Raw genomic sequence first — 23,129 nt, forward strand, 5'->3', positions numbered from 1 at the left:
GTTTGGGAACCCGACGCAATGCACATGGAGTTGATGCGTGTCTTGACCAGAGGTCTCATTCCAGCCGGATATTGGCGGAGCGGATCACCGGCCCCCAGGTCGCCGTCTCGCTGGCGAGGAAGGCCCGGAAGGCCTCCGGCGAGGAGCCGACAGGTGTTGCGCCGAGCTGCTGCAGCCGTGCCGTCGCCTCGGGCGAGCGGATGGCCTCGGTGAGATCGCGCGACAGGCGCTCGACCATCTCGGGCGCGAGGCTCCCCGGCGCCACCACACCCCACCAGACGCCGGTGTCGAAACCGGCATAGCCCTGCTCGGCCATGGTGGGCACGTCCGGCAGGATGGCCGACCGCGCCGCGGTGGTCACCGCCAGCGGGCGGACCTTGCCGGCCCGGGCGAGCTCGATCACCTCCAGCAGCGGGTTGATGCTCATCGGCAGGCCGCCGGTCATCACCGTCTGCAGCGCCTGCGAGCCCGAGCGGTGGGGCACGGCCACAAGCTTCGCCCCCGTCACCTGCGAGGCCAGCACACCGGCGAGATGGGCTGAGGTACCGAATCCCGAGACGCCGAAGACGATGCCGTCGGGCTTGGCCTTGGCCGCCTCGAAGAAGGCCTTGGCGTCCCGCGCGGTCTCGCCCGGCGGCACCGAGATCACCAGCGGCGAGGCGCCGATCTGGGTGATCGGCGTGAAGTCGCGGTCGGTGTCGTAGGGCAGCTTCTCGTGGAAGAACGGGTTCAGCGGATGGCCGTTCGCCACCACCATCAGCGTGTGGCCATCGGGCGCAGCGCGCACCAGCGCCTGCGAGGCGACGATGCCGCCGGCGCCGGGGCGGTTCTCGATGACGGGCTGCTGCCCCCAGCGCTGGGCGAGGCGGTCGGCGATGGTCCTTGCCACGATGTCGACGGCACCGCCCGCCGCGAAGGGGACGATGATCGTCACGGGACGGGCGGGGAAGGTCTGCGCCCGCGCCGGCAAGGCGGAGGCGGCGAGGGCCGAGGCGAGGAGGGTGGTGAAACGGCGGCGATCGGTCATGGCGGGGTCCCGCGGGTGTGGAAGCTCTCGACGGTCTTCAGGCCCCAGGCCTGGCCCTTCTTGCGCTCCGTCTCGGTCCAGATGACCGGCTCCCAGTCGGGATCGAGCATCAGGCGCGCGCCGGTATTGGCCACCTCGACGCGGTTGCCGCCGGGCTCTTCGAGATAGAGGAAGAATGTCTGCTGCACCGCGTGCTTGTGCGGGCCGGTTTCGATCGGAACGCCCGCCTCCAGCGCGATGTCGGCGGCGCGCAAGATCTCCTCGCGGCTGTCGATGGCATAGGTCACGTGGTGGAAGCGGCCGCGACGGCCCGAATGGTCGCGGGTGAAGGCGATGTCGTAGGTCTTGTTCGTCGCCGTCATCCAGGCCCCGCCCCAGATGCCGGAATCGAGCACGATGGCCTCGGTCAGTCGCATGCCGAGCTGGTCGCGCAGGAAGTCGCGGGTCGGCTCGACCTCCGAGCAGAGAAGGTTCAGGTGATCGAGCCGGCGCACCGACATGCCCCGCGCGGGGAAGCGCTGGGCCTGGTTCTTCAGGGCGGGCTTCAGGGCGTCGGGCGCTTGGTATTTCCGCGTCTCGAAATAGATCTCGAAGACATGGCCGTCCGGACCGTGGGCGCGGTAGGAGGGCCCGTGGCCCATGTCGCCGTCCGTCCAGCCGATGCCGTGGCCAGAGGCCTCCAGCACGGCCACGCGCCGCGCCAGCGCCTCGCGGCTCCAGGTGCGGAAGGCGACATGGGCAAGGCCGGGGAGGGGGGCTTCGGTGAGCTTCAGCGAGGCGAATTCATAGTCGTCCCAGCCGCGCAGATAGACCGATTGGCCCTCGCGTCCCGCTTCCGTCATGCCGAACACGTCAGTGAAGAAGGCAAGGCTCGCCTCTATGCGGGGCGTGAGCATCTCGACATGGCCGAGATGGGCGAGATCCCGTGGTGTTTCCGGGGATCCTGACATGCTGTGACCCGACATTCCCTCACCCTGCCTCGTCCGGCCGCCCTCTGCGCGCGCCATATCCCCGTGCCGGACTGCGCCGGCCAGGGTGGCGCATGTCGCCATGGCGACGCCTTGCAGGCAAAGGAAAGCTCCGGCCTCTTTGCTGAACCCGGTGCATCAATCGCGGGCGGGAAGGCGGAGCGATGCGTCCCGCTCACGCCGTCACCGGCGATCATCCACTGGTGGAGGCACGCGCGGTGAAACCATTGGCGCCTGGCGGCGAGCCTGCATGCAGAAAGGCCTGACGGGCCAGTTCCTCCGCCAGCGGCTTGTGCACCGCCCGCCGTCCCTCGCCATCCGCCGGGCCGAACAGGCCGGTCAGGCACAGTCGGTCGTCATCCCATCCAGGATAATCGATGACCGGATAGAGGCAGATGCCAAGGACCGGCACGCCCGCATCCATGGCGACCCGCACCTCGTCCCCGACATAGTGGAGCCAGGCGGCCCTCGCGCTGCCCTCGGCGCCTGTTTCGGCCACCAGTAGCGGCCGCCCGTAGCGCTCATGCGCCTCCTGCAACATCTCCGAGAAGGGCCGGTAGCCGTGATGGCCGAGCGGCAGGGTGGAGCCGCGGTGCAGCCACTGGTTCCGCGGATAGAAATTGAGCCCGACCATGTCGACATGGTCGTCGCGGCCGCCGAGGTCCGGCGCCACCCGTCCGATGAGCATGTCCAGCGCCTCGTACTGCGCCAGCCGGTAGGCCTCCGCCGCGGCGCGCACCGCCGCGCTGCGGGAATAGCTGTGGATGTGGATGGCAGGCTCCGCGCTGATGAAGCGGCTCGCCGGCGCCACGGCCCGGACCGCATCGATCGCGGCGATGGCCGCCCGCACCAGCTGCCGCTTCAGCTCCTGCCCGCGGCCCCGTGTCGCCGGGTTGATGGCAGCGACATCGCCGCCGCCCCAGGCGAAAAACGATATCTCGTTGATCGGGCAGAGGATCGGCGGTTCGCCGGTCTCTGCGACCAGCACGCGCGCTGCGGCCGCGGCGAAGGCAGCGAAGCGCTCGACGAAGGCCGCCGACCAGATGTCGACGTCATCGGGCCAGCCGAAATGGCAGAGGTCCCAGGTGACCTGCACGCCGTTCCGCCGGGCGGCGCGGATGATCGGCAGCACGCTGGACCAGTCGTAGCGGCCCGGAGAGCGTTCGATCAGGTGCCAGCGGAAGCCATCGCGCGCCGAGCGCAGGCCATGCGCGGCGACGGCCTGGTAGTCCTGCTCGCAGAAGCGGTCGTGGCCGGTGGAGGCGATCAGGTCGAGGCGCCGGCCGTCACGCCGCCGGTGGCTCGCACATTCAAACCCGGCCTGGAAAAAACTTCGGAACGGTCCCTCGTCTCGCAAACGCTGGACCTCCCCGGCCACGGACACCCCGAGCCAACGGCCGCGGGAGGCAAGCCGTTCCAATGGCGCCGGTCAGGGACGCCGCCCGTCAGGCCCCGGCGTCTTCGCACTGCAGCAGTAGGAACATCCCCGCTCCCCTGAGCTTTCCATCGGTGCGCCTCCCGTCGGTCTGTCCGCTGGCCGCGCCATCCGACAATTCAGGGCTCTCTCCCAGAAGGGGATTCTCCATGCATGGCACCACCTGCCGCCCGCAGCTCGTCTGCTTTTCTCACCTGCGGTGGGATTTCGTGTACCAGCGGCCCCAGCATCTCCTGTCCCGCGCAGCGCGCGACCATGACGTCTACTTCATCGAGGAGCCGGTCTTCGAGGCCGGCGCAACGCCGCATCTTCGGACCTCGCCGCGACCCGAGGGCGTGACCGTCGTCCTGCCTGTGCTGCCCACGGGCAGCGAGGCTGGCATGGCCGAGGCCCTGCGCCCCTTGCTGCGGCGGCTGCTGCCGTCCGGGCCCGCCCGCCGGACGCTCTGGTACTACACGCCGATGGCCGTGGCCTTCAGCCGCGACATCCCTGCTGACGTCGTCGTCTACGACAACATGGACGAGCTCACGGGCTTCCTCGGCGCCCCGGCTCATCTCCTCGCGCTCGAGGCGGAGCTCTTTGCCCGGGCGGATCTGGTCTTCACCGGCGGCATGAGCCTCTACCGGGCGAAGCGCCACCGTCACCCCTCGGTCCATGCCTTTCCCTCCAGCATCGACAAGGCGCATTTCGCCCGGGCGCGCGGTACCGTCGCCGAGCCCGCCGACCAGCGCGCCATTCCCGGTCCGCGCGCCGGCTTCTTCGGCGTCATCGACGAGCGCATGGATGTGGGCCTCCTGGCGCGCACCGCAGCGCGGTGCCCGGACTGGCAGTTCGTCATGATCGGGCCTGTGGTGAAGATCGACCCCGCCGGCTTGCCGCGGCAGCCCAACATCCACTGGCTCGGGCCCAAGGCCTATCGCGACCTGCCGGACTACATCGCCGGCTGGACGGTCGGCCTCATGCCCTTCGCACTCAACGAGGCGACGCGCTTCATCAGCCCCACCAAGACGCCGGAATTCCTCGCCGCCGGCGTGCCCGTCGTCTCCACCGCCATCACCGACGTCGTCTCGCCCTATGGCGACAAGGGTCTCGTTGCCATTGCCGGGGATGATGCCGGCCTCGCCGACAGCCTCGAGACGCTGCGGCGCCGTCCCCGTGCCCCCTGGCTTGCGGCGGTCGACCGACACCTCGCCGGCATGTCCTGGGACCGCACCTGGGCCGACATGCAGCATCTGATGCTGGGCGTCGGGCAAGCGACACAGCCGAAGGTCGAGGCCGCCCGCTCCACCGCCCGCCAGGTCATGGTGGGGGAGGAGGCCCATGTTTGACTGGATGATCGTCGGCGCCGGCTTTGCCGGCTGCGTCCTCGCCGAGCGGCTCGCCACGGAGCGGGGCGCGACCGTCCTGCTCATCGACCGCCGGCCGCATATCGGCGGCAATGCCTATGACCGCTACAATGAGGATGGGCTGCTCATCCATGAATATGGCCCGCACATCTTCCACACCAACTCCGACATGATCGTCGACTACCTGTCGCGGTTCACGGCGTGGCGGCCTTACACCCACCGCGTCCTTGCGGCGGTGGACGGCAAGCTCGTGCCGATCCCCATCAACCGCACGACGATCAACACGCTCTACGACCTCGCCCTGACCACCGATGCGGAGGCCGAGGCCTGGCTCGCCGCGCGGGCCGAACCGGTGGAGCGGATCGAGACCTCCGAGGACGTGGTGGTCAGCAAGGTCGGCCGCGAGCTCTACGAGAAGTTCTTTCGCGGCTACACCCGCAAGCAATGGGGTCTCGACCCCAGCGAGCTCGACAAGTCCGTCACAGCCCGCGTGCCCACCCGCACCGATACGGACGACCGCTACTTCGCCGACAAGCACCAGATCATGCCGAAGCACGGCTACACCGCCATGTTCTCGCGCATGGTGGCCAACCCCGCCATCACCCTGATGCTGCAGGCCGATTATCGCGACATCCGCGATCTCGTTCCCCATCGGCGGCTGATCTATACCGGCCAGATCGACGAGTTCTTCGACCACCGCTTCGGGCCTCTGCCCTATCGTTCGCTGCGCTTCGAGCACGTGACCCTCGACGAGCCCCAGCACCAGGCCGTGGGGGTCGTGAATTACCCGCAGGGCGAGGCCTTCACGCGCGTCACGGAGTACAAGCACCTGACCGGCCAGCAGCATGCGCGCACGGCCCTGACCTACGAGTACCCCTCCGCCACGGGCGATCCCTACTACCCCGTGCCGAGGCCCGAGAACCAGGAGCGCTACGCCCGCTACGAGGCGCTCGCGCGCGCGACGCCCGATGTCTGGTTCGTCGGCCGTCTTGCCACCTATCGCTACTACAACATGGACCAGGTCGTGGGGCAGGCGCTGGCGACCTTCCGGCGGATCGACGAGTCTCTCGGCAGGGCTGAGGCGGCAGCGCCGCCGCGGGGACTGAACGGCGACGCGCGGCGCCCGCACGCGATCGCCTGACGTCGGGAGCTTTCCGCACTGCGGGACGCGCCCGGCGCATGGCTCTTGCGCGACGGCGGACGAATTCGGTGGTTGTGGCCAACCCCCGTCCGTGATTGCTTTGTATTATGTTGTCTGATCGCTTTCCCTCTCCTGTCATTGCTCTCCGCGCCATCGAGAAATGGTACGGGACGCGCGACCGTCCCGTTCACGCCCTCTCATCCACCGACCTTGATGTCGGTGCCCGCGAACTGGTGGTGCTGCTGGGGCCCTCCGGCTGCGGCAAGACCACGCTGCTGCGCATGATCGGCGGCCTGATCGAGCCGACCTCCGGCGAACTCTCCATCGTGGGCAAGCCGCTCTGGGCGCGGGGCGAGCGGCAGAGCGAGGCGCTCGCCGATCTCGGCATGGTCTTCCAGGAGGCGAACCTCTTTCCCTGGCTCTCCATCGAGGACAACATCGCCCTGCCGCTGGAGCTGAAGGGCATGGGCCATGCCGAGCGCCGGGCCCGCGCCCACGAGCTGATGAAGCTGGTCGGCATCGGCGGGTTCGAGCGCCGCTGGCCCCGCGAACTTTCCGGCGGCATGCGCCAGCGCGCGGCCATCGCCCGGGCGCTCTCCTACGATCCGAAGATCCTGCTCATGGACGAGCCGTTCGGCGCGCTCGACGCCATGACGCGCGACGCCCTCAACATCGAGCTGGAGCGCATCTTCCTCGCCACCGCAAAATCCATCGTCCTCGTCACCCATTCCATCACCGAGGCGGTGTTCCTCGCCGACCGGATCGTGCTGCTGTCGCCGCGGCCCGGTCGCATCGACCGCATCGTCGACGTGCCCTTCCCACGCCCGCGGACGCTGGAGCTGCAGGCCACCACAGCATTCCAGGAGATCGTCCTGTCGCTGCGCGAGCGCCTGGCGGAGATTTCGTGATGAGTGCCGAAAACCCGACCCCGCCGCCCCAGCTCGCCGCCCGGCGCGGCTTCCTTGCCAGCCGCGAGGCGCGCATTCCCTGGATCACCACGCCGCTGCTCCTCGCGGTCATCGTGCTGATCTGGCATGCCTATGTGCGGATGAGCGGCATCTCGCCCTTCATCCTGCCGGCGCCTGGCGCCGTCTTCGCCGACTGGATCGCCCTGCTCGGCAATCGCCGCGCCTGGTTCCATACCGGCATGACGGTCTACGCGACACTTGTCGGCTTCTTCTGGGCGGCGCTGATCGGCGTGGTCCTCGGCGTGCTCATCGCCCGCATCCGCTGGCTCGAACTGACGCTGAACCCCTTCATCATCGCCACCCAGGTCATCCCGAAGGTGGCGCTGGTGCCGCTCTTCGTCGTCTGGTTCGGCTTCGGCATCACCTCGAAGGTCATCGTCGCCGGGGTGCTCGCCTTCTTCCCCATCCTCACCAACACGGTGCTGGGCGTGAAATCCATCGACGAGGGCCACCGCGACGTGATGACGGCGCTCAATGCCACGCGCTGGCAGGTGTTCCGCCGGCTCGAGCTGCCCTCGGCGCTGCCCTACATCCTCACGGGCTTCGAGGTCGGCATCGTGCTCGCCATCATCGGCGCGGTCGTCGGCGAATATCTCGGCGGCAACCAGGGCCTCGGCCAGTTGCTGATCCAGGCGATGAACGGCTTCGAGACCAGCCAGATGTTCGCCGTGCTGATCCAGATGTCGCTGATCGGCTTCGCCTTCTACTTCGCCATCGGCCTGCTCAAGCGCATCCTGATCCCCTGGCACGCCACGGGCGCATCCTGAGCCCCTCGACCTGTCCCATGTGCGATCCGATTGCCCTGCGCTGAGCGTCCCGTAAGCTTCACCATCGTTCCGAGGACGGAGAGAACCATGAGCACCGACGTCACCCTCTCCCGCCGCTCCGCCCTCGCCGTTGGGGCCGGTGGCTTCATGGCCCTCACGGTCAGCCGCGCCGGCGCCCAGGCCGCCCGGCCCATGACCTTCATCACGCCCTTCTCCTACATCCTTGCCTTCGTCGACATCCTGCACGCCAAGGGCGGCGGCTATTTCGAGCGCGAGGGCCTCAACGTCACCATCGAGCAGGGCCGCGGCTCCGCCATGGCCGTGCAGCAGGTGCTGGGCGGCGGCGGGCTCCTGTCGCGCACCGGCGGCTCGGACCATATCCGCGCCTCCAGCCGCCCCGGCGGCGATGCGCTCATCTCGGTCGGCACGATCAGCCAGGGCTCGCCCTTCTTCGTCATCTCCTCGCCCGACAAGCCGATCCGGAACCCCAAGGACATGGTCGGCAAGACCATCGGCGTTCTCTCGGTCGGCGGCGCCACCGAGATCACCCTCGACTGCATGCTGGTGGCCCAGGGCGTCGACAAGGCCCAGGTCCAGCGCGTGCAGGCGCCGAACACCCCCGCCGGCATGGCGCTGATCGCCCAGGGCCGTATCGACGCATATATCGTCAGCGCCGGCGTGCCGGTCGCGCTCAAGGCCGCCAACGAGCGCTTCCTGTCGTGGAACACCGACGAATACGCCCCGATCCCCGGCCAGTGCTACATCGCCAAGCGCGAGTCGGTGCGCCGCGACGGCCCCCTCGTGGTGAGCTTCCTCAAGGCGGTGAAGCGCTCCATCGACGACATGCTCGCCGACACCGACCTCTCCACCACGCTGAAGCGTATCGAGGGCTTCGAGATCGCCGAGATGCGCAACCGCGCCGTCGCGCCCGACATCCTGCGCAACGAGATGCAGTTCTGGCTCACCGCGGGCCGGGAGAACATCCTGCGCCACGTGCCGGAGCGCTGGCAGCAGGGCTACGACCTGATGGCCGCGGCCGGATTCACGCCCCCCGGCAAGGCGGACGGCCTCTACACCAACGAGTTCGTCGATCAGGCGCTGCGCTGATGCGGTTCAAGGCGGAGGAGGCGGCCCTCGTCCTCATCGACCTGCAGCGCGGCTTCGTCGACGAGGAAGGCTTCGTCGCGGTCCAGGGGCGGGACGTCTCGGCGAGCAAGCGGGCAGCGCTGCGCTGCGTCGACCTCGCCGCCCGGGCCCGCGCCGCCGGCATGAAGGTGATCTGGACCCGCCATGTCCTGCGCGCCGACTATGCCGATGGCGGCCTGCTCGTCACCGAGATCCGTCCCCGCCTCGGCGAACTCGGCGCGCTGAAGCGCGGCACGGCGGATATCGAGCTCTTCGAGGGGGCCGACGCCCAGCCCGGCGACATCATCGTCGACAAGCCCCGCTATTCCGCCTTCTTCGGCACGGACCTCGACGTGATCCTCGCCGCCAACGGCATCCGCAGCCTGGTGATCGGCGGCGTCACGACCTCCATGTGCGTGGAGACGACGGCCCGCGATGCCGCCCAGCGCGACCTCAGGACCTTCGTGGTGCGCGAGGCCGTCGCCGATTTCGACGAGGCGCGCCACCAGGCCTCGCTCTCTGCCATCGCCTTCGGCTTCGGCCGGGTGGTGGGCATCGATGCCATGGCCGCGGCGATGGCCGGCGGCGAGGCGACTTTCCCCGCTGCCTGAACCCTCAGAGCAGCGCGAGCCGCTGGACGAGCTCGCGCTTCAGGACCTTGCCGGCGCCGTTCTTCGGCAGGTCATCGACGACGAAGACGCCGAGGGGCCATTTGGCGCGGGCCAGCCGCTCGCGGACGAAGCCAATCAGCTCGGCCTCGGAGGCGGTGCCCGTGAGGCGCACGAAGGCAGCGATCTCCTCGCCGAATTCGCGCGACGGCCAGCCGACCACCGCCGCCTCGGCCACGGCCGGATGGGTGGTGAGCACGGCCTCGACATCGGCCGGATAGATGTTGATACCGCCGCGGATGATCATGTCCTTGGCGCGGCCCTTGAGGGTGACGAAGCCTTCGGCATCGATCTCGGCGAGATCGCCGGGATAGAACCAGCCGTGCCGGAAAGCCTCCACCGAGGCCTCGGGGTCGCGGTGATAGGCGGTCGCGACGCCCGGCCCGCGATAGCGCAGCTTGCCGATCATGCCGGCGGGGAGCGGCCGGTCCTCGTCATCGACGACCTCGACCTCGACCGCGAAGACCGGGCGGCCGACGCTCTCGCCATGGCCCTCGATGTCGCCGGGACCGAGCAGCGTGACGCCGCCGCCCTCGGTGGAGGCGTAGTACTCGAAGAAGCGCTCGCACATGCGGTCGCGGATGGCGTGGCGCTCCTCCCGGGACAGCGGCGCCCCCGACGAGAACAGCAGGTTGAGACCCTTCAACGGCGCTAGCGCCTCATCGGAGAGCTCGAGCAGCCGCCGGAACTGCGTCGGCACAAGGAAGAGGCTCGTCCCGCCCTCTTGGGCGATGGTCGCGATGAGGTCCTCGGCGGAACAGGGCGGCGGCTTCATGATGACCGTGCCGCCGGAGAAGATCACCGACATGGCGAAGGTCCGCCCGCCGCCGAAATAGAGCGGCGTCGCCATGACGAAGCGGTCCCGGCCGTTGAGGCCGAGATTGATCCAGTGCGTCATGAAGCGGCGGAAGAAGTGCCGGTGGGTGATGAGCGGGCCCTTCGGCCGCCCCGTCGTCCCGGAGGACAGAGACAGGACAAGCGGCGTCTCGCCATCGGAGGTGAAGGCCGTGGCCGGATCGGCGGCCGCGATCGCCGCGTCGAGTGAGGCATCCCAGGCGAGCATGGGGATGCCGGCGATGGCCGGTTCGCCGGGTTCGGTGAGGACCAGAGCCGCGCCGAAATGCACCGCGACATTCTCCCGCTCGGCCTGCGTCCAGCGCAGGTCCATGGGCAGGATGGCGCGGCCCCCCCGTGCGAGCGCATAGAGCGCCACGACATAGCGCGCGCTGTCGGCAAGGCAGAGGCCGATGACGGCGCTCTCGTCCGGCACCTGCGCGGCGATCACCGCCGCCAGGCGGCGAACCTGGTCGGCGAAGGCCGCATGGGTGATGACCTGCCCGTTCTCGATGATGGCCGGATGGTCCGGCCGCGCCCGGGCGTGGATGTCGAGGGCGTCGGCAAGGTTCATCATTGGTCGAGCTTGTAGAGCTTGATGGCGTTGTCGCGCAGGAACTTCGCCCGGACCTCGTCGGAGAAGCCGAGGGCGTCGATCTCCTTCATCGTCCGCTCGAAATCGAGGACGGGGAAATCGGTGCCGAAGAGCACCTTGTCCTTGCCGAAGCTCTTGATGAAATGGACGAAGGAGGCCGGCCAGTATTTCGGGCTGTGGGCGTCCGAGCCGATGTAGACGTTGGCGTGCTTCCACGCCATGGCGATCATCTCGTCGGTCCAGGGAATGCCGACATGGATGCCGACGATCTTCAGCTCGGGGAAGTCGCAGGCGACCGTGTCCAGCGTGATCGGCCGGCCGACGCTGCGGCGCGGATAGCGCGGGTCATAGACCATGGACTGGCCGACCTGGAGCTGGATCGGCACGTCGAGCTCCACGCATTTGGCGTAGAACGGGTACCATTTGGCATGGTCGGGGGCGAGCTCGAACCAGTGCGGATAGAAGTGGGCGCCGATGAAGCCATATTCGCGCACGGAGCGCTCGAGCTCCCGCACGCCGGTCATGCCCTCGGTCGGATCGAGACCGGCAAGGCCGTAGAAGCGGTCGGGATAGGCCTGCACCGCATCCGCCACCAGCTTGTAGGGCACGTGATAGCAGGCGGGATGGCCGAGCTGGCCCACCTTGGCGGCAATGAGGAAGCTCTTCTCGATGCCGGCCCGGTCCATGCGCTCCAGCATCTCCTTGTGGGTGACGCCGGCGAAGGTCTGGGCGTTGACCCGCATCTTCTCGGTGTAGAAGCCGGTGCGGTCGGGCCGGCCGGCAAGGGCCTCCGGCGTCCAGATGTTGACGACGGTGTCGATGGCCTTCACGCCGCTCATGACGGTTGTCTCCCGGTCAGTCCCAGTTCGCGCGCCATGCCGTCGCGCAGGATCTCGTTGGTGCCTTCGCCGAAGGTGTAGAGGCGGGAATCCCGCCAGAAGCGCTGGATGTCGCTGTCGGCGGCATAGCCGGCGCTGGCCATGATCTGCATGCCCTGGTCGGCGACGTCGCGCAGCGTCTCGGTGGCGACGACCTTGGCCTGCGCCGCCTCGCGCTTGCAGGGCAGCCCGCGGGCAATCAGCGTCGCGAGATGCCGCACCATGAGGCGTGAGAGGTCGACCCGCGTCTGCAGGTCGGCGAGCCGGTGGGCAAGCACCTGGAAGGAGCCGATCGGCTTGCCGAATTGCTGGCGTTCGCGCGCATGGGACATGACGCCATCGAGCGCTGCCTGGGCCGCGCCGGTGACGGTCGCCGCCATGCTGGCGCGCGAATAGTGCAAGGTGGACATGAGGTGCCGGAAGCCGCCGCCGACCTCGCCGATCACCGCGTCATCGCCGACCTCGACGTCGGCGAAGCCCACCTCGAAGCTCGGCATGGCGTTGTTGCCGACCTTGGCGAGCGGCGAGAGCGTGACCCCCGGCGCATCGCTGGGAACAAGGAACAGGGTGATGCCGTCGCTGCCCTTGGCTGCGTCGCCGGTGCGGGCGGCGGTGAGCAGGAAGCGGGCGCCTTCCGCGTCGCTGATCCAGATCTTGCTGCCCGAAATGACGTATCCGCCGGCCGTGCGGCGCGCCCGCGTCTTGAGGGCGCCGGCATCGCTTCCCGCGCCCGGCTCGGTCAGGGCGAGGGCCATGAAGAAGGAGCCGGACAGGAGGCCCGGCAGCAGGTCGCGCTTCTGCGCCGGCGATCCATAGGTCAGCACCGACATGACGCCGAAGCCGACGACGCGGTTGTAGATGGAGGCGGCCATGTAGCCGTGCCAGCCGAGGCGTTCCTGCACCAGGGCCACCTCGCGCCAGCTGCGCCCGAGACCGCCGTGATCGTCCGGCACGGGCAGGGCGAAGAAGCCGGCCTCGCCCATGGCTGGCAGCAGGTCATAGGGCGGCTGGTGCTCGCGGTCGCGCCGGCGAACCTCGTCAGGCGGCAAGTGCCTGGACGCAAAGCCGTCCACGCTCGCCAGGATCGCCCGCTCGTCCTCGGTCAGCAGCGCGTCCATCCGCCTCATCCACAGCCATCCGACCCCCACGGTGGGCAATAAGACAAGATCAGACAAGTGCGGTCCGGAGGGGGCTGCCATTCACCTGCGCGGCGCAATGGCCCTTGAAGTCCGCTCTGCGGGTCGACGGTCTGTGCGCCTGACCGGACGGATCCCGCTGGGTGTCCCCTTGTCTGGAATTGGTCTAATTATGATGTTGTTCTATCACAGGAATTTTCGTTGCCCCTCGTGTTTCACCGGGCCCATGGTGGACGGATCGTCACCCAGCGAGGGTCACCGTCGTGAACGGCATGAGCATTTCCCTGCAGTCCGGCTCCATCCTGTTGCGGGAGGGGCTCGAGGCCATGCTGATCATCACGGCGCTGGCCGCGGCCCTCCGGCGCGGCGGCGTCGAGACCGGCCTGCGCCCGCTCTATCTCGGTGCGGGCCTCGCCGTGCTCGCCAGCATCGCCGCCGGCGTGGTGTTCCAGCTCTATTTCGACGGCAACCACAACGACCTCATCGAGGCGGGTGTCATGATCGTCGCGGCCACCCTCATGCTCTACATGAGCGGCTGGCTGTTCCTGCGGCAGGACCCGAAGGCGTGGAAGGCCGGCATCGAGCGCAGCGCCCGGCGCGCCGTCTCCTCGGGCACCGCCGTCTCCATGGGGATGGTCGCCTTCCTCGCAGTCTTCCGCGAAGGGGCGGAAACCGTGCTGTTCCTCCATGCCCTCGCCCAGACCAGCGGCGGCTGGACCCTGGCGCTCCTCACCGGCCTTGCCGGCGCGGCCGTGCTGCTGGCAGCGCTGTATGCGGCCATGCAGTGGCTGGCGCTGCGCCTGCCGCTGCGGCCGCTGTTCCTCGTCACCTCGGCCTTCCTCTTCCTGATGGGCATGCGCTTCATCGGCGGCGCCGTCCAGGAGCTGCAGGAGCAGACCATCCTGCCCGTCGATTCAGCCGCGGTGCCCGACTGGTTCATCGCCCTCGGCTTCAATCCGACCTGGGAGGCGATCCTGGCGCAGGCAGCCATCGCGCTCCTCGCGGCAGTGAGCATGGCCTGGCTCAGCCGCCGCCCGGTCACCGCCTGAGGTCGCCGCGGCCACCCTGGGGTGCGCCCCTGCGCCTGCGTCAGCCCGCATAGCGCTTCGCGCCGGCCACACAGCCGACGATCGCCACTGTCACCGCGATCATCGTGCCGCTCACCGGCTCGCCGAGCAGGGTCGCCGCGAGCGCCAGACCGAAGAAGGGCTGGAGCAGCTGCAGCTGGCCGACGGCACCGATGCCGCCGAGCGCGAGCCCGCGATACCAGAACACGAAGCCGATGAGCATGCTGAACAGCGACACATAGCCAAGCCCGATCCAGGCCGTCCCGGTGACACTGGCGAAAGTGGGCGGCCAGGTGAGTGCCGTGAGCACCGCCATGACCGGCAGGGACAGCGCCAGCGCCCAGCAGATGACCTGCCAGCCGCCCAGCCAGCGCGTCAGTTTCGCCCCCTCCGCATAGCCGAGGCCGCAAACCAGCACCGCGGCGATCATCAGGCCGTCGCCAACGAGCGAGGCCCGTCCGCCCTGGCTCAGGGCGAAGCCGGCGACGAGCGCGCTGCCGAGGCCTGAGAACAGCCAGAAGACTGGCCGCGGTCGCTCGCCCGCCCGCAGCACGCCAAATGTCGCCGTGGCCAGCGGCAAAAGGCCGATGAACACCACGGAATGGGCCGCGTTGATGTGCTGCAGCGCGAGCGCGGTGAGCAGAGGAAAGCCGATCACGACGCCCGCCGAGACCAGCGCGAGGGGCAGGAGGTCACTGGCGCGCGGACGGTCGACCCGCACCAGCCCGATCAGCGCGAGGGCCAGGACACCGGCGATGGTTGCGCGCATGCCCGTCAGGAACACCGGGTCGAAATCCGTCACCGCGACGCGCGTCGCCGGCAGCGACCCGCTGAAGATGACCATGCCGGTGAAGCCGCTGATCCAGCCGTCCGTCGTCCTGTCCATGCACTCCTCCGTGTCGCGGCAGGAGTGGCAGGCGGGCGCTGGCGCCTCAAGGGACACTTCAGTACAATTTGGTCAAACTGTCCGGTGGTGATGAGCAGTACGGATGCTGGCGACGGATGAAGCGGCGACCGAGACCCTGACCGACCGCGTGGTGCGCGAGGTCAAGCAGCGCGTGGCCCAGCGGGCGCTCACGCCCGGCGCCAGGCTGCCCTCCATCCGCGCCTTCGCGGCGGCGATGAAAGTGTCGAAGTCGACCGTCGTCGAGGCCTATGACCGCCTCTCGGCGGAGGGGATCATCACGTCGCGCCCCGGTTCGGGCTTCTATGTCGATGCGCCGCTCGCCCCGCTGTCCCTGGCCGATCTCGGGCCGAAGCTCGACCAGGAGGTCGACCCGCTCTGGATCACGCGGCAGGCGCTCGGCCGCAATCCCGCGCTGCTCATGCCGGGCTGCGGCTGGCTGCCGGCGTCCTGGATGCCGCAGGACAGCCTGCGCCGAGCTTTGCGCGGTCTCGCGCGCGGCGATGCGCTCGCCCTCACCGACTACGGCACGCCGCAGGGCCTGCCGGCGCTGCGGCAGCTCCTCGCCCGCCGGATCGCCGGACAGGGCATCGAGGCCACCGCCGATCAGGTCATCCTCACGGAGTCAGGCACGCAGGCGCTGGATCTCGCCTGCCGCTTTCTTCTCGAACCCGGCGATACCGTGCTGGTCGACGATCCCTGCTATTTCAATTTCCACGCCCTGCTGCGCGCCCATCGCGCCAAGGTCGTGCCGGTGCCCTACACCGCGCAGGGGCCGGATCTCGACCGGTTCGAGCGGGCGCTCGCCGAGCACCGGCCGCGCCTCTATGTCACCAATGCCGGCATCCACAATCCGACCGGCGCGACCCTGTCTCCGATCGTCGCCCACCGGCTGCTCAAGCTGGCCGAGCGCGCCGACCTCACCATCGTCGAGGATGACATCTTCGCAGATTTCGAGGACGAGGCCTCGCCGCGGCTCGCCGCCTTCGACGGCCTGCAGCGGGTGATGTCCTGCGGCAGTTTCTCCAAGACGCTCTCGGCCGGGCTGCGCTGCGGCTACCTCGTGGTAAAGCCGGCATGGATCCAGGGGCTGACGGACCTGAAGGTCGCAACGAGTTTCGGCGGCGCGGGGCTCGCGGCCGAACTGGTCCATGCCGCCCTGACCGATGGCGGATATCGCCGCCATGTCGCGGCCCTGCGCTCGCGCCTCGCCAAGGCCCGCGCCGAGACGAGCGACAAGCTGCGGGATCTCGGCGTCATGCCTTGGCTGGAGCCACGGGCCGGCATGTTCCTGTGGTGCCGGCTTCCCGGCGAGATCGATGCCGCGGCCGTCGCCCGCCGGGCGCTCGTCGACAATGTCGTGCTCGCTCCCGGCAATGCCTTCAGCCTCTCCCAGACGGCCCGCAGCCACCTGCGCTTCAACGTCGCGCAATGTGCCGACCCGCGCATCTTCGCCGTGCTGCGCAAGGCGATCCGCGCTGCCGCATGAGCGTTCCAGATGTGCTATGGACGCCCCGGACGAGGCCAGACAGGCCGGACAATCGGCGTGGGCGGGAAGGCCCCGCCAACCCGCTGCGACGACGAACGACGGCATGACATCCGACGCTGACATGAGCCCCTGGCGCTTTTCCGTTGCGCCGATGATGGACTGGACGGACCGGCATTGCCGCGTCTTCCATCGCGTGCTGTCGCGCCGGGCACGGCTTTATACCGAGATGGTGACGGCCAACGCGGTCATTCACGGCGACCGGGAGCGCCTGCTCGGCTTCGACGCGGTCGAGCACCCCGTGGCGCTGCAGCTCGGCGGCTCCGATCCGGCGGCCCTGGCGGAGGCCGCCCGCATCGGTGAGGATTTCGGCTACGACGAGATCAACCTCAACTGCGGCTGTCCCTCGGACCGCGTCCAGGGCGGCCATTTCGGCGCCTGCCTCATGGCGGAGCCCGAGCGCGTGGCCGATTGCGTCGCGGCGATGAAGGCCGCGGTCCGCGTGCCGGTCACGGTGAAATGCCGCATCGGCATCGATGATCAGGATCCGGAACCCGCCCTCGACCGCTTCGCCGATGCCGTGGTGGCCGCCGGAACGGATGCGCTGATCGTCCATGCCCGCAAGGCCTGGCTGCAGGGCCTGTCGCCCCGCGAGAACCGCGAAATCCCGCCGCTCGACTACGACCGGGTCTTCCGCCTGAAGGCGCGCTTCCCGGCGCTCCCCGTCGCCATCAATGGCGGCATTGCCAGCATGGCCGAGGCCGAGGCCCTGCTGGCGCCGCGCGAGGGCGTTCGGCTCGATGGCGTCATGCTCGGGCGCGCCGCCTACCAGTCACCGGCGCTGCTGCGTGAGGTCGACCCGGCGCTGTTCGGCGACCCGGCGCCTGTGGCGGACGGGATGGCCGCGCTGGAGGCCTATCAGCCCTATGTCGAGCGCCAGCTGGCCGCGGGCATCCGGCTGTCGTCGATCACCCGGCACGTCCTCGGGCTATTCCAGGCCGTGCCCGGCGCCCGCCAGTTCCGCCGCCACCTCTCGGTCGAGGCGGTGAAGCCCGGTGCCGGCCTCGATGTGCTTCGTGATGCGATGGCCCTCGTCGCCGCGCGGCGCGGGGCCGGCGACATCGCCGCCTGATCCGCAAACGAAAAGGGCGGCCCGGAGGCCGCCCTGACTGCGTGGTGTGCCGATGGGCTCAGCGACGCGGAGCCACGTCGCAGAAGTGGCCGCGGAAGAACTCGTAGCGGCAGTTGGTGCCCTGGCCAGGCTGGGTCTGCGGAGCGGCCTGGGGCGGGCTCGGCAGCTGGATGGCGGCGATCGACGGGTCGTGGCCGGCCACGCCGCCGGCCTCGCCACCGGCAGCACCGCCACCGCCGCCGACGGCAGCAGCCATGGCGGAACCGGCGGTGAGGGCGAAGAGGGCGGCGACGGCAAGGGTCTTGAACGAGGTCATGGTCCTGTCTCCTGTTTGACTGGGGCGGTGCGTCCCGTGGCCGTCCTGGCCTGCGGATCCGTTCGCCGATGACGCCCTTGTCGCAGGCCTCCTTTGCCGCCTGACGCCGCGGGGTGGCCGCTGCGTTTCCCCTGTAACGGTCATGTTGCCGGTCTTGTCCGGTGCCCTGTCAGGTCGACGAGTGGCCCAATGCAGGCCGGACACGCGGCGGCGGGCCTTGTTCGCGCGCGGATGCAGGTTTAAGCCGCCCGCTTCGTTCCCCGCGCGCGGATGTCCCCCATGCTCTTCGGCGTTCCCTACGACCAACTCGCCATTCTCGCCGTCGGCCTGCTCGCCGCCGGCGCCGTGACGGGCATCCTCGCCGGCGTCTTCGGGGTCGGTGGCGGCGCGGTCATCGTGCCGGTGCTCTACGAGCTCTTCGGCGTGGTCGGCGTGCCGGTTGAGCTGCGCATGCCGCTCTGCGTTGGCACCTCGCTCGCCATCATCATCCCGACGTCGATCCGCTCGTTCCAGGCGCACCGGGCCAAGGGCGCCGTGGACATGGACATCCTGAAGGCCTGGGCCGTTCCCGTCATTGTCGGCGTCATCGTCGGCTCGGTGATCGCCCGCTATGCGCCGCCCGGCGTCTTCAAGGCCGTCTTCGTCCTGGTCGCCGGCCTCTCCGCCTGGCGCCTGCTCACCGGCAAGGAGCTGAACTTCGGCACCGGCATGCCCGGCCCGACCGGCATGGTCGTCTCCGGCGGCATCATCGGCGTGCTGTCGAGCCTCATGGGCATCGGCGGCGGCCAGCTCGGCAACCTCGTGATGATGGCCTATGGCCGCAGCATCCATAATGCCGTGGCGACCTCCTCCGGCCTCGGCGTACTCATCTCCATCCCCGGCGCGCTCGGCTTCATCTATGCCGGCTGGCCCAAGGCGGCGGAGTTTCCGAACGTCGCGGCGATCCAGTTTCCCTTCGCCCTCGGCTATGTCTCGCTGATCGGCTTCCTGCTGTTCATCCCGACATCCATGTGGACCGCCCCGCTGGGCGCGCGCCTCGCCCACGCCCTGCCGAAGCGCAAGCTCGAGCTGTCCTTCGGCATCTTCCTGCTGATCGTCTGTCTGCGCTTCGTCTGGGACCTCGTGACGCGCGGCGCCGCCTGATCTCAGCGGGCCGCAAGCGCCCGCAACCGGGCGCGGTCGGGCTTGCCGAGCGCCGCCCGCGGCATGGTCTCCAGAAACAGGATGCGCCGCGGGGCCAGCGTCTCGCTGCGGCTGCGGCAATGGGCGATGATCGCCTCGGCGCTCACCGGTTCCCGCGGCACGATGGCGAGCCAGATTTCGGCGATCCCTGACCCGTCCGTCTTGGCGAAGGCCACCGCCTCGGCGACGGCCGGGTGCCCCGCCACCAGCTCCTCGACGCGCTCCGGCGCGACCTTGGTGCCGCCGGCATTGATGACGTCGTCGGCACGGCCGACGATGACCAGCATCCCGTCATCGGTGACGTGGCCAAGATCGCCCGGATAGAACCAGTCCGGGGTCGTGTCGGCCTCGATGCCAGAGCCGAGGAGCGGGCGCCCGCCGCCCTCGATCAGGATGCGAACCCGTCCGACAGTGCCCGCGGGCACCGGCGCGCCGGCATCATCGACGATCTCGAGGCTCCGGCCGGGGATGACCCACCCGACGCAGCCGGGCACGCTGTCGATCGCCGCGCCATTGGCCATGGCGGTGCGGCCGGCTTCCGTCGATCCGTAGATGACGAGGAGGTTCTGGCAGAGCCGCTCGCGGATGGTCCGGGCGAAGGACGGCGTCACCTGGCCGCCGCCGCATTTGACGAGGCGGAGCGAGGTGAGCGAGGCCGGCACCGCGTCCAGGGCCGCGATCATGGCTGCGAGCTGGTTCGGCGAGCCGAGGATCGTGCCCATCTGGTAGAGGTCGATCATCCGCAGCGCGTCCTCCGCCGAGGAGGCGACGCCCAGCGTGCGCGCCGCAACCAGCGTGCGGGCCGATTGCGAGAGCGCCCAGAGCGAGGTGAAGCCGACCAGCATGAGGTCGCGCTCCGTTCCGGGAGCGGGCTGGTAGCGATAGAGATCGTGCAGCCGCCGGTCGAATTCGCCGACGGAGAGCGGAATGAGCTTGGTCGTCCCGGTCGTCCCCGAGGTCGGGGCGATGATGGCGAGGCGGTTCGGATCGGAGGCGCCGGGATCGACGGCATAGGCCGCGCCCGAGGGCTGGAACCAGTCGTCCCCCGCGACGATCATCCGCATGCCCGCCGGGACGAGGCCGGGGCTTTCGCCGATGAGGGCGACGGCATCGATCATCGGCATGGCGAGGGCGCTGCCTGGGGCGATGGGCATGATGACGATGCCGAGCCGCATCAGGGCGAAGGCGACGGCAACGAAGCGGACGGGATTGTCGATGGCGAGCAGCACCCGGTCGCCCGGCTTGACGCCCGCGGCGAGGACGCGGGCGCTGACGGCGTGGATGGCATCGCCCAGCATTCCATAGGTCACGACGCGGTCCAGCGTCATGATGGCCGGGCGGCGCGGAAACAGGCGGCCATGAAACAGAACAGTATCGACGAAGGACATGGTACCAGAACACGGTTTGCGCTAGTGACGAGGCCGATTTGACGGGGCTAAACCCCGTTTGCCGATGTGATTTTGATGGTTGGCATGATGAAGTCCAAAGAATTGACGCGGCGCCTGGTGATGGGCGCGCCCCTGATCCTGTCGGCGGCCAGCATAGCGCCCGCGCGCGATCTGTCCCAGCTCCGCCTCATCGTGCCTTTTTCGGCCGGCACCAACACGGATGCCATGGCCCGCCACCTCGCCGAGGCCGTGGCTCCGGCGCTCGGCGACCGGCCCGTCGTCGTCAACCGCGATGGCGCCGCGGAGACGCTGGCCTTCGCCGAACTCGCCCAAAGGCCCGCCGACGATGCGACCTTCCTGTTCGCTGCCGCAGGGCCGCTGACCGTCCATCCCCATCTGCCGCGCGAACCGCGGATCGATCCCGCCGATTACATGCCGGTCTGCCAGCTCTTCGAGCAGGATCTGATGCTGGTGGCCTCGCCGCGCCTCGCCGTCACCGATGTCGAGGGGCTCATCGCCGCGGCCCGCGCGGCCCCCGGAACCCTCACCATCGGCCATTACGGCCCGGCCTCGGCCACCCACCTTGAACTGATAGGCTTCACGCGAGCCACCGGAATCAATGTGGTGGCGGTGCCGTACAGGTCGCACGGCCAGCTCATGGCCGATCTCGCCAGTGGCGCGTTGCAGGCCGCCTTCACGACCCCCGGCAGTTTCGACCCGACGGTGATCCGCGGCCTGGCGCTCATCTCCGACGCGCCAGACGCGGGTGTCCCCACGACGGCGGCCGTGGGCCATCGTCCCACAGCCCGTGTTTTTGGCGGCCTGATCGCGCGCAGCGGCACCTCCTCCGACGTCGCGGCAGTAGTGGCGCGGGCCTTCGCAGCCGCCATCGCCGAGCCCCCGTTCGCCGCCCTGACCGCCCGGATGGGCATTCGCCCGATCCACGCCGGACCGGAGGCCTTTGCCCGCCGCATCAACGAAGAGAGCCTGCGGATGCAGGCTCTCCTCAAGACGCTCGACCTGGCGAGCCGCTGACCGGAGCGTCAGAAGCGATAGCTCGCGCCGACGCGGGCCTGGAACTGCGACGCCCGGGTCGGGAAGATGTAGCCGTTGTTGGTCAGGTCGGCAGCGCGGGACGAGCCGAAATCGTAGTAGAGACCCTCGAAGCGGATCGTCCAGGCCTGGCTGACCATGTACTCCGTGCCGAGGCCGACAACGAAGCCAGCCCGCAGAGAGTTTTGACGGGCGAAAGCCGGGAACCCCACGCGATCGACGCTGACAGACGGATTGCCGAGAGCGAGACCACCCGTCACGTAGAAGAGGGCGCGATCGACGATGAGGCCGGCGCGAGCGCGGAGGCTGCCGGCGAACTGCGGCTTGCCCGTGACAAAGGTGTCTTGGGTGAAGGTCGGCGCGGAACCCGACGCTGTATTGTAGGTCAGATCAGCTTCGATGCCGACGAGGCCGGTGGGCGAGACCTGCCAGTTGTAGCCGAGATAGGCGCCGAAGACGGCGCCGGTTCCGGACAGCCGGTACACGGTGCCGGCGGGGCTGAAGGCGCCCGGACTGCCGGAAATATCCTCCTGCATGCGGTTCGAGCCGAAGCCGACGCCGATGAGGCCGCCGACATAGGCACCGGTCCAGCCGGTGTTCGGCGCGGAGAGCCCTTGCGCCTGGACAGCTCCAGTCGACAGCGCGATCAGGCAGGCTGAGGAAAGAAGTTTGGTGCGAAAGGTCATGAGCGTGCCCTGAGGTAAGATGGTGGCACGGTACTCATGCAACGGGCAGTTACAAGGCGTGTTGCAACCCGCCCCCTCTGACAACCTGCCAGTGCGGCAGGAAAGTCACGGCAGGAGGTATCAGAAGACCGTTCTGACGGCTCCCGTGGCAGGGAATTACAGGGAAAGAATGGCCAATCGGGCCAAAAGGTTACGGCCGATTTCCAGTCGCAGCGGCGCCATGCCGATCTGCGGCATGTCCATGTTCAGCGTGAAGGCCTGGACCTGCGATTCGCGCCGAACCCAGCCGCTCCACCACCCGATCGAGGTGTGGCCCCGTTGGACGTACCAACCGGTCTTGGCGTGGAGCGTGGCGCCGTCCCGGTTGTCGATGCGGGTGATGTCGTGGACGAGGGCCTGCGCCCTGGGTGAGGCCGGCAGCGCCATCCGCCCCAGCCGCGCATTGAACTGCGCTTCCTCCAGCGCGCTGATCTGCAAGGGGCCGTCGAGCCAGAAGCGGTCGACCACCGTGCCGGGATCGCGGTTGCCGTAGTCCAGCCGCGCGAGCCAGTCGCGGTAGCGGGGAAGGCCGACCCGCCGCGCGACCTCCTGGAAGATCGGCACGTTGGAGATCGGCATGGCCTCGCGCAGCGACATGTCCTTGGCCCAGGCCGGCACCGCGACAGGCCCGCCGCCATAGGGCAGCACCTCGTCGGCGTCGCGCACCACGCCGGTCTCGAAGGCGATGAGGCTGTTGGGGATCTTGAAGGTCGAGGCCGGCACGAAGCGCTGGCGCGCCCGCGCCGCCCCGACCAGCGTCCTGCGGCCGCTCTGCGCGTCGACCAGCGCGAAGCAGCCGGTGAGGCCCTTCTCGCGGAAGACCGAGAGGAGGTCGTCCCGCTCAACCGTCTCCGCGGCCTGCGAGGCGCCCGCAAGGGGCATGAGCACCGCGGCGGTGGCGAGGGCACGGCGGGTGAGGGCAGGGGCATGCGGCATGGAAACCTCCTGGGCTTCCCCCGGGGTGCCGCCCCTTCGCGGCATCACCGTG

At 69.2% G+C, this 23,129-nt stretch carries 22 protein-coding genes; 11 read left to right on the forward strand and 11 right to left on the reverse strand.

Going from position 1 to position 23,129, the window contains the following annotated elements:
* Positions 1 to 55: 55 nt before the first annotated feature.
* The 3 genes from C8P69_RS00300 to C8P69_RS00310 form a co-directional block, all read right to left on the reverse strand.
* On the reverse strand, positions 56 to 1,027 hold the full coding sequence (locus C8P69_RS00300; protein WP_108173875.1) for a Bug family tripartite tricarboxylate transporter substrate binding protein: 972 nt from the start codon (positions 1,025 to 1,027) through the stop codon (positions 56 to 58).
* Positions 1,024 to 1,977: a catechol 2,3-dioxygenase gene (locus C8P69_RS00305; protein WP_108173876.1), complete on the reverse strand. Its 954-nt coding sequence runs from the start codon at positions 1,975 to 1,977 to the stop codon at positions 1,024 to 1,026. Before C8P69_RS00305 ends, C8P69_RS00300 begins: the two co-directional genes overlap by 4 nt.
* Positions 1,978 to 2,188: 211 nt before the next feature.
* Positions 2,189 to 3,352: a beta-glucosidase gene (locus C8P69_RS00310; RefSeq protein ID WP_108173877.1), complete on the reverse strand. Its 1,164-nt coding sequence runs from the start codon at positions 3,350 to 3,352 to the stop codon at positions 2,189 to 2,191.
* A gap of 227 nt (positions 3,353 to 3,579) precedes the next feature.
* Between C8P69_RS00310 and C8P69_RS00315 the strand changes: the two genes are divergently transcribed.
* From C8P69_RS00315 to C8P69_RS00340, 6 genes are all read left to right on the forward strand, one after another.
* Positions 3,580 to 4,758: a glycosyltransferase gene (locus C8P69_RS00315; protein ID WP_108173878.1), complete on the forward strand. Its 1,179-nt coding sequence runs from the start codon at positions 3,580 to 3,582 to the stop codon at positions 4,756 to 4,758.
* The gene (gene glf, locus C8P69_RS00320) at positions 4,751 to 5,917 is read left to right on the forward strand and encodes a UDP-galactopyranose mutase (RefSeq protein ID WP_108173879.1); all 1,167 of its coding nucleotides are present in this window, start codon (positions 4,751 to 4,753) and stop codon (positions 5,915 to 5,917) included. The genes C8P69_RS00315 and glf overlap by 8 nt, the downstream gene beginning before the upstream one ends.
* 107 nt (positions 5,918 to 6,024) lie before the next feature.
* Entirely contained in the window at positions 6,025 to 6,825 is an 801-nt protein-coding gene (locus tag C8P69_RS00325; protein ID WP_108173880.1) for an ABC transporter ATP-binding protein, read from the forward strand.
* Positions 6,825 to 7,652, forward strand: a complete 828-nt coding sequence (locus C8P69_RS00330) for an ABC transporter permease (RefSeq protein WP_108173881.1) — start codon at positions 6,825 to 6,827, stop codon at positions 7,650 to 7,652. Before C8P69_RS00325 ends, C8P69_RS00330 begins: the two co-directional genes overlap by 1 nt.
* 87 nt (positions 7,653 to 7,739) lie before the next feature.
* A complete protein-coding gene (locus C8P69_RS00335; RefSeq protein ID WP_108173882.1) occupies positions 7,740 to 8,759 on the forward strand; it encodes an ABC transporter substrate-binding protein in 1,020 nt (339 codons plus the stop codon).
* Positions 8,759 to 9,388: a cysteine hydrolase family protein gene (locus C8P69_RS00340; RefSeq protein WP_108173883.1), complete on the forward strand. Its 630-nt coding sequence runs from the start codon at positions 8,759 to 8,761 to the stop codon at positions 9,386 to 9,388. The genes C8P69_RS00335 and C8P69_RS00340 overlap by 1 nt, the downstream gene beginning before the upstream one ends.
* A gap of 4 nt (positions 9,389 to 9,392) precedes the next feature.
* Here the strand turns inward: C8P69_RS00340 and C8P69_RS00345 are convergent, their stop codons facing one another.
* From C8P69_RS00345 to C8P69_RS00355, 3 genes are read right to left on the reverse strand one after another with little or no spacing between them, the layout of a single operon-like run.
* On the reverse strand, positions 9,393 to 10,856 hold the full coding sequence (locus C8P69_RS00345; RefSeq protein ID WP_108173884.1) for a class I adenylate-forming enzyme family protein: 1,464 nt from the start codon (positions 10,854 to 10,856) through the stop codon (positions 9,393 to 9,395).
* Positions 10,853 to 11,713 carry an amidohydrolase family protein gene (locus tag C8P69_RS00350; protein ID WP_108173885.1) on the reverse strand — a complete coding sequence of 287 codons (861 nt, stop codon included), beginning with the start codon at positions 11,711 to 11,713 and terminating at the stop codon, positions 10,853 to 10,855. Before C8P69_RS00350 ends, C8P69_RS00345 begins: the two co-directional genes overlap by 4 nt.
* Positions 11,710 to 12,879, reverse strand: a complete 1,170-nt coding sequence (locus C8P69_RS00355; RefSeq protein WP_170118069.1) for an acyl-CoA dehydrogenase family protein — start codon at positions 12,877 to 12,879, stop codon at positions 11,710 to 11,712. Before C8P69_RS00355 ends, C8P69_RS00350 begins: the two co-directional genes overlap by 4 nt.
* A gap of 281 nt (positions 12,880 to 13,160) precedes the next feature.
* On the opposite strand from C8P69_RS00355, the gene C8P69_RS00360 reads away from it, so the two are divergent.
* Positions 13,161 to 13,937 (forward strand): FTR1 family iron permease, encoded by a 777-nt coding sequence (locus C8P69_RS00360; RefSeq protein ID WP_108174538.1) that lies wholly within the window; start codon positions 13,161 to 13,163, stop codon positions 13,935 to 13,937.
* A 40-nt stretch (positions 13,938 to 13,977) separates the two neighbouring features.
* Here the strand turns inward: C8P69_RS00360 and C8P69_RS00365 are convergent, their stop codons facing one another.
* A complete protein-coding gene (locus C8P69_RS00365) occupies positions 13,978 to 14,841 on the reverse strand; it encodes a DMT family transporter (protein ID WP_108173887.1) in 864 nt (287 codons plus the stop codon).
* A 103-nt stretch (positions 14,842 to 14,944) separates the two neighbouring features.
* Here C8P69_RS00365 and C8P69_RS00370 point away from each other — a divergent pair, with 103 nt between their 5' ends.
* The gene (locus C8P69_RS00370; RefSeq protein WP_108173888.1) at positions 14,945 to 16,348 is read left to right on the forward strand and encodes an aminotransferase-like domain-containing protein; all 1,404 of its coding nucleotides are present in this window, start codon (positions 14,945 to 14,947) and stop codon (positions 16,346 to 16,348) included.
* A gap of 103 nt (positions 16,349 to 16,451) precedes the next feature.
* Complete coding sequence (dusA, locus tag C8P69_RS00375; protein ID WP_245901807.1) at positions 16,452 to 17,477, forward strand: tRNA dihydrouridine(20/20a) synthase DusA; 1,026 nt, start codon at positions 16,452 to 16,454, stop codon at positions 17,475 to 17,477.
* 58 nt (positions 17,478 to 17,535) lie between these two features.
* Here dusA and C8P69_RS00380 read toward each other — a convergent pair whose 3' ends face one another.
* The gene (locus C8P69_RS00380; protein ID WP_108173889.1) at positions 17,536 to 17,793 is read right to left on the reverse strand and encodes a hypothetical protein; all 258 of its coding nucleotides are present in this window, start codon (positions 17,791 to 17,793) and stop codon (positions 17,536 to 17,538) included.
* A gap of 279 nt (positions 17,794 to 18,072) precedes the next feature.
* Between C8P69_RS00380 and C8P69_RS00385 the strand changes: the two genes are divergently transcribed.
* On the forward strand, positions 18,073 to 18,936 hold the full coding sequence (locus C8P69_RS00385; RefSeq protein WP_108173890.1) for a sulfite exporter TauE/SafE family protein: 864 nt from the start codon (positions 18,073 to 18,075) through the stop codon (positions 18,934 to 18,936).
* Positions 18,937 to 18,938: 2 nt separating this feature from the next.
* Here C8P69_RS00385 and C8P69_RS00390 read toward each other — a convergent pair whose 3' ends face one another.
* Positions 18,939 to 20,363 carry a class I adenylate-forming enzyme family protein gene (locus C8P69_RS00390; protein WP_108173891.1) on the reverse strand — a complete coding sequence of 475 codons (1,425 nt, stop codon included), beginning with the start codon at positions 20,361 to 20,363 and terminating at the stop codon, positions 18,939 to 18,941.
* Between the two features lie 84 nt (positions 20,364 to 20,447).
* On the opposite strand from C8P69_RS00390, the gene C8P69_RS00395 reads away from it, so the two are divergent.
* Positions 20,448 to 21,398 (forward strand): tripartite tricarboxylate transporter substrate binding protein, encoded by a 951-nt coding sequence (locus tag C8P69_RS00395; protein ID WP_170118071.1) that lies wholly within the window; start codon positions 20,448 to 20,450, stop codon positions 21,396 to 21,398.
* Positions 21,399 to 21,406: 8 nt separating this feature from the next.
* On the opposite strand, the gene C8P69_RS00400 is transcribed toward C8P69_RS00395, so the two are convergent.
* A complete protein-coding gene (locus C8P69_RS00400; RefSeq protein ID WP_108173893.1) occupies positions 21,407 to 22,102 on the reverse strand; it encodes an outer membrane protein in 696 nt (231 codons plus the stop codon).
* 156 nt (positions 22,103 to 22,258) lie between these two features.
* Entirely contained in the window at positions 22,259 to 23,077 is an 819-nt protein-coding gene (locus tag C8P69_RS00405) for a penicillin-binding transpeptidase domain-containing protein (protein WP_108173894.1), read from the reverse strand.
* Positions 23,078 to 23,129: the final 52 nt, after the last annotated feature.

Source organism: Phreatobacter oligotrophus, assembly GCF_003046185.1.
Taxonomy (GTDB): Bacteria; Pseudomonadota; Alphaproteobacteria; order Rhizobiales; family Phreatobacteraceae; genus Phreatobacter; species Phreatobacter oligotrophus.

Coding starts and splice junctions, on each gene's coding strand:
- C8P69_RS00300 (WP_108173875.1), bottom strand. CDS start 1,027: ATGACCGATCGCCGCCGTTTCACCACCCTCCTCGCCTCGGCCCTCGCC.
- C8P69_RS00305 (WP_108173876.1), bottom strand. CDS start 1,977: ATGTCAGGATCCCCGGAAACACCACGGGATCTCGCCCATCTCGGCCAT.
- C8P69_RS00315 (WP_108173878.1), top strand. CDS start 3,580: ATGCATGGCACCACCTGCCGCCCGCAGCTCGTCTGCTTTTCTCACCTG.
- glf (WP_108173879.1), top strand. CDS start 4,751: ATGTTTGACTGGATGATCGTCGGCGCCGGCTTTGCCGGCTGCGTCCTC.
- C8P69_RS00325 (WP_108173880.1), top strand. CDS start 6,025: ATGTTGTCTGATCGCTTTCCCTCTCCTGTCATTGCTCTCCGCGCCATC.
- C8P69_RS00330 (WP_108173881.1), top strand. CDS start 6,825: ATGAGTGCCGAAAACCCGACCCCGCCGCCCCAGCTCGCCGCCCGGCGC.
- C8P69_RS00335 (WP_108173882.1), top strand. CDS start 7,740: ATGAGCACCGACGTCACCCTCTCCCGCCGCTCCGCCCTCGCCGTTGGG.
- C8P69_RS00340 (WP_108173883.1), top strand. CDS start 8,759: ATGCGGTTCAAGGCGGAGGAGGCGGCCCTCGTCCTCATCGACCTGCAG.
- C8P69_RS00345 (WP_108173884.1), bottom strand. CDS start 10,856: ATGATGAACCTTGCCGACGCCCTCGACATCCACGCCCGGGCGCGGCCG.
- C8P69_RS00350 (WP_108173885.1), bottom strand. CDS start 11,713: ATGAGCGGCGTGAAGGCCATCGACACCGTCGTCAACATCTGGACGCCG.
- C8P69_RS00355 (WP_170118069.1), bottom strand. CDS start 12,879: ATGAGGCGGATGGACGCGCTGCTGACCGAGGACGAGCGGGCGATCCTG.
- C8P69_RS00360 (WP_108174538.1), top strand. CDS start 13,161: ATGAGCATTTCCCTGCAGTCCGGCTCCATCCTGTTGCGGGAGGGGCTC.
- C8P69_RS00365 (WP_108173887.1), bottom strand. CDS start 14,841: ATGGACAGGACGACGGACGGCTGGATCAGCGGCTTCACCGGCATGGTC.
- C8P69_RS00370 (WP_108173888.1), top strand. CDS start 14,945: ATGCTGGCGACGGATGAAGCGGCGACCGAGACCCTGACCGACCGCGTG.
- dusA (WP_245901807.1), top strand. CDS start 16,452: ATGACATCCGACGCTGACATGAGCCCCTGGCGCTTTTCCGTTGCGCCG.
- C8P69_RS00380 (WP_108173889.1), bottom strand. CDS start 17,793: ATGACCTCGTTCAAGACCCTTGCCGTCGCCGCCCTCTTCGCCCTCACC.
- C8P69_RS00385 (WP_108173890.1), top strand. CDS start 18,073: ATGCTCTTCGGCGTTCCCTACGACCAACTCGCCATTCTCGCCGTCGGC.
- C8P69_RS00390 (WP_108173891.1), bottom strand. CDS start 20,363: ATGTCCTTCGTCGATACTGTTCTGTTTCATGGCCGCCTGTTTCCGCGC.
- C8P69_RS00395 (WP_170118071.1), top strand. CDS start 20,448: ATGATGAAGTCCAAAGAATTGACGCGGCGCCTGGTGATGGGCGCGCCC.
- C8P69_RS00400 (WP_108173893.1), bottom strand. CDS start 22,102: ATGACCTTTCGCACCAAACTTCTTTCCTCAGCCTGCCTGATCGCGCTG.
- C8P69_RS00405 (WP_108173894.1), bottom strand. CDS start 23,077: ATGCCGCATGCCCCTGCCCTCACCCGCCGTGCCCTCGCCACCGCCGCG.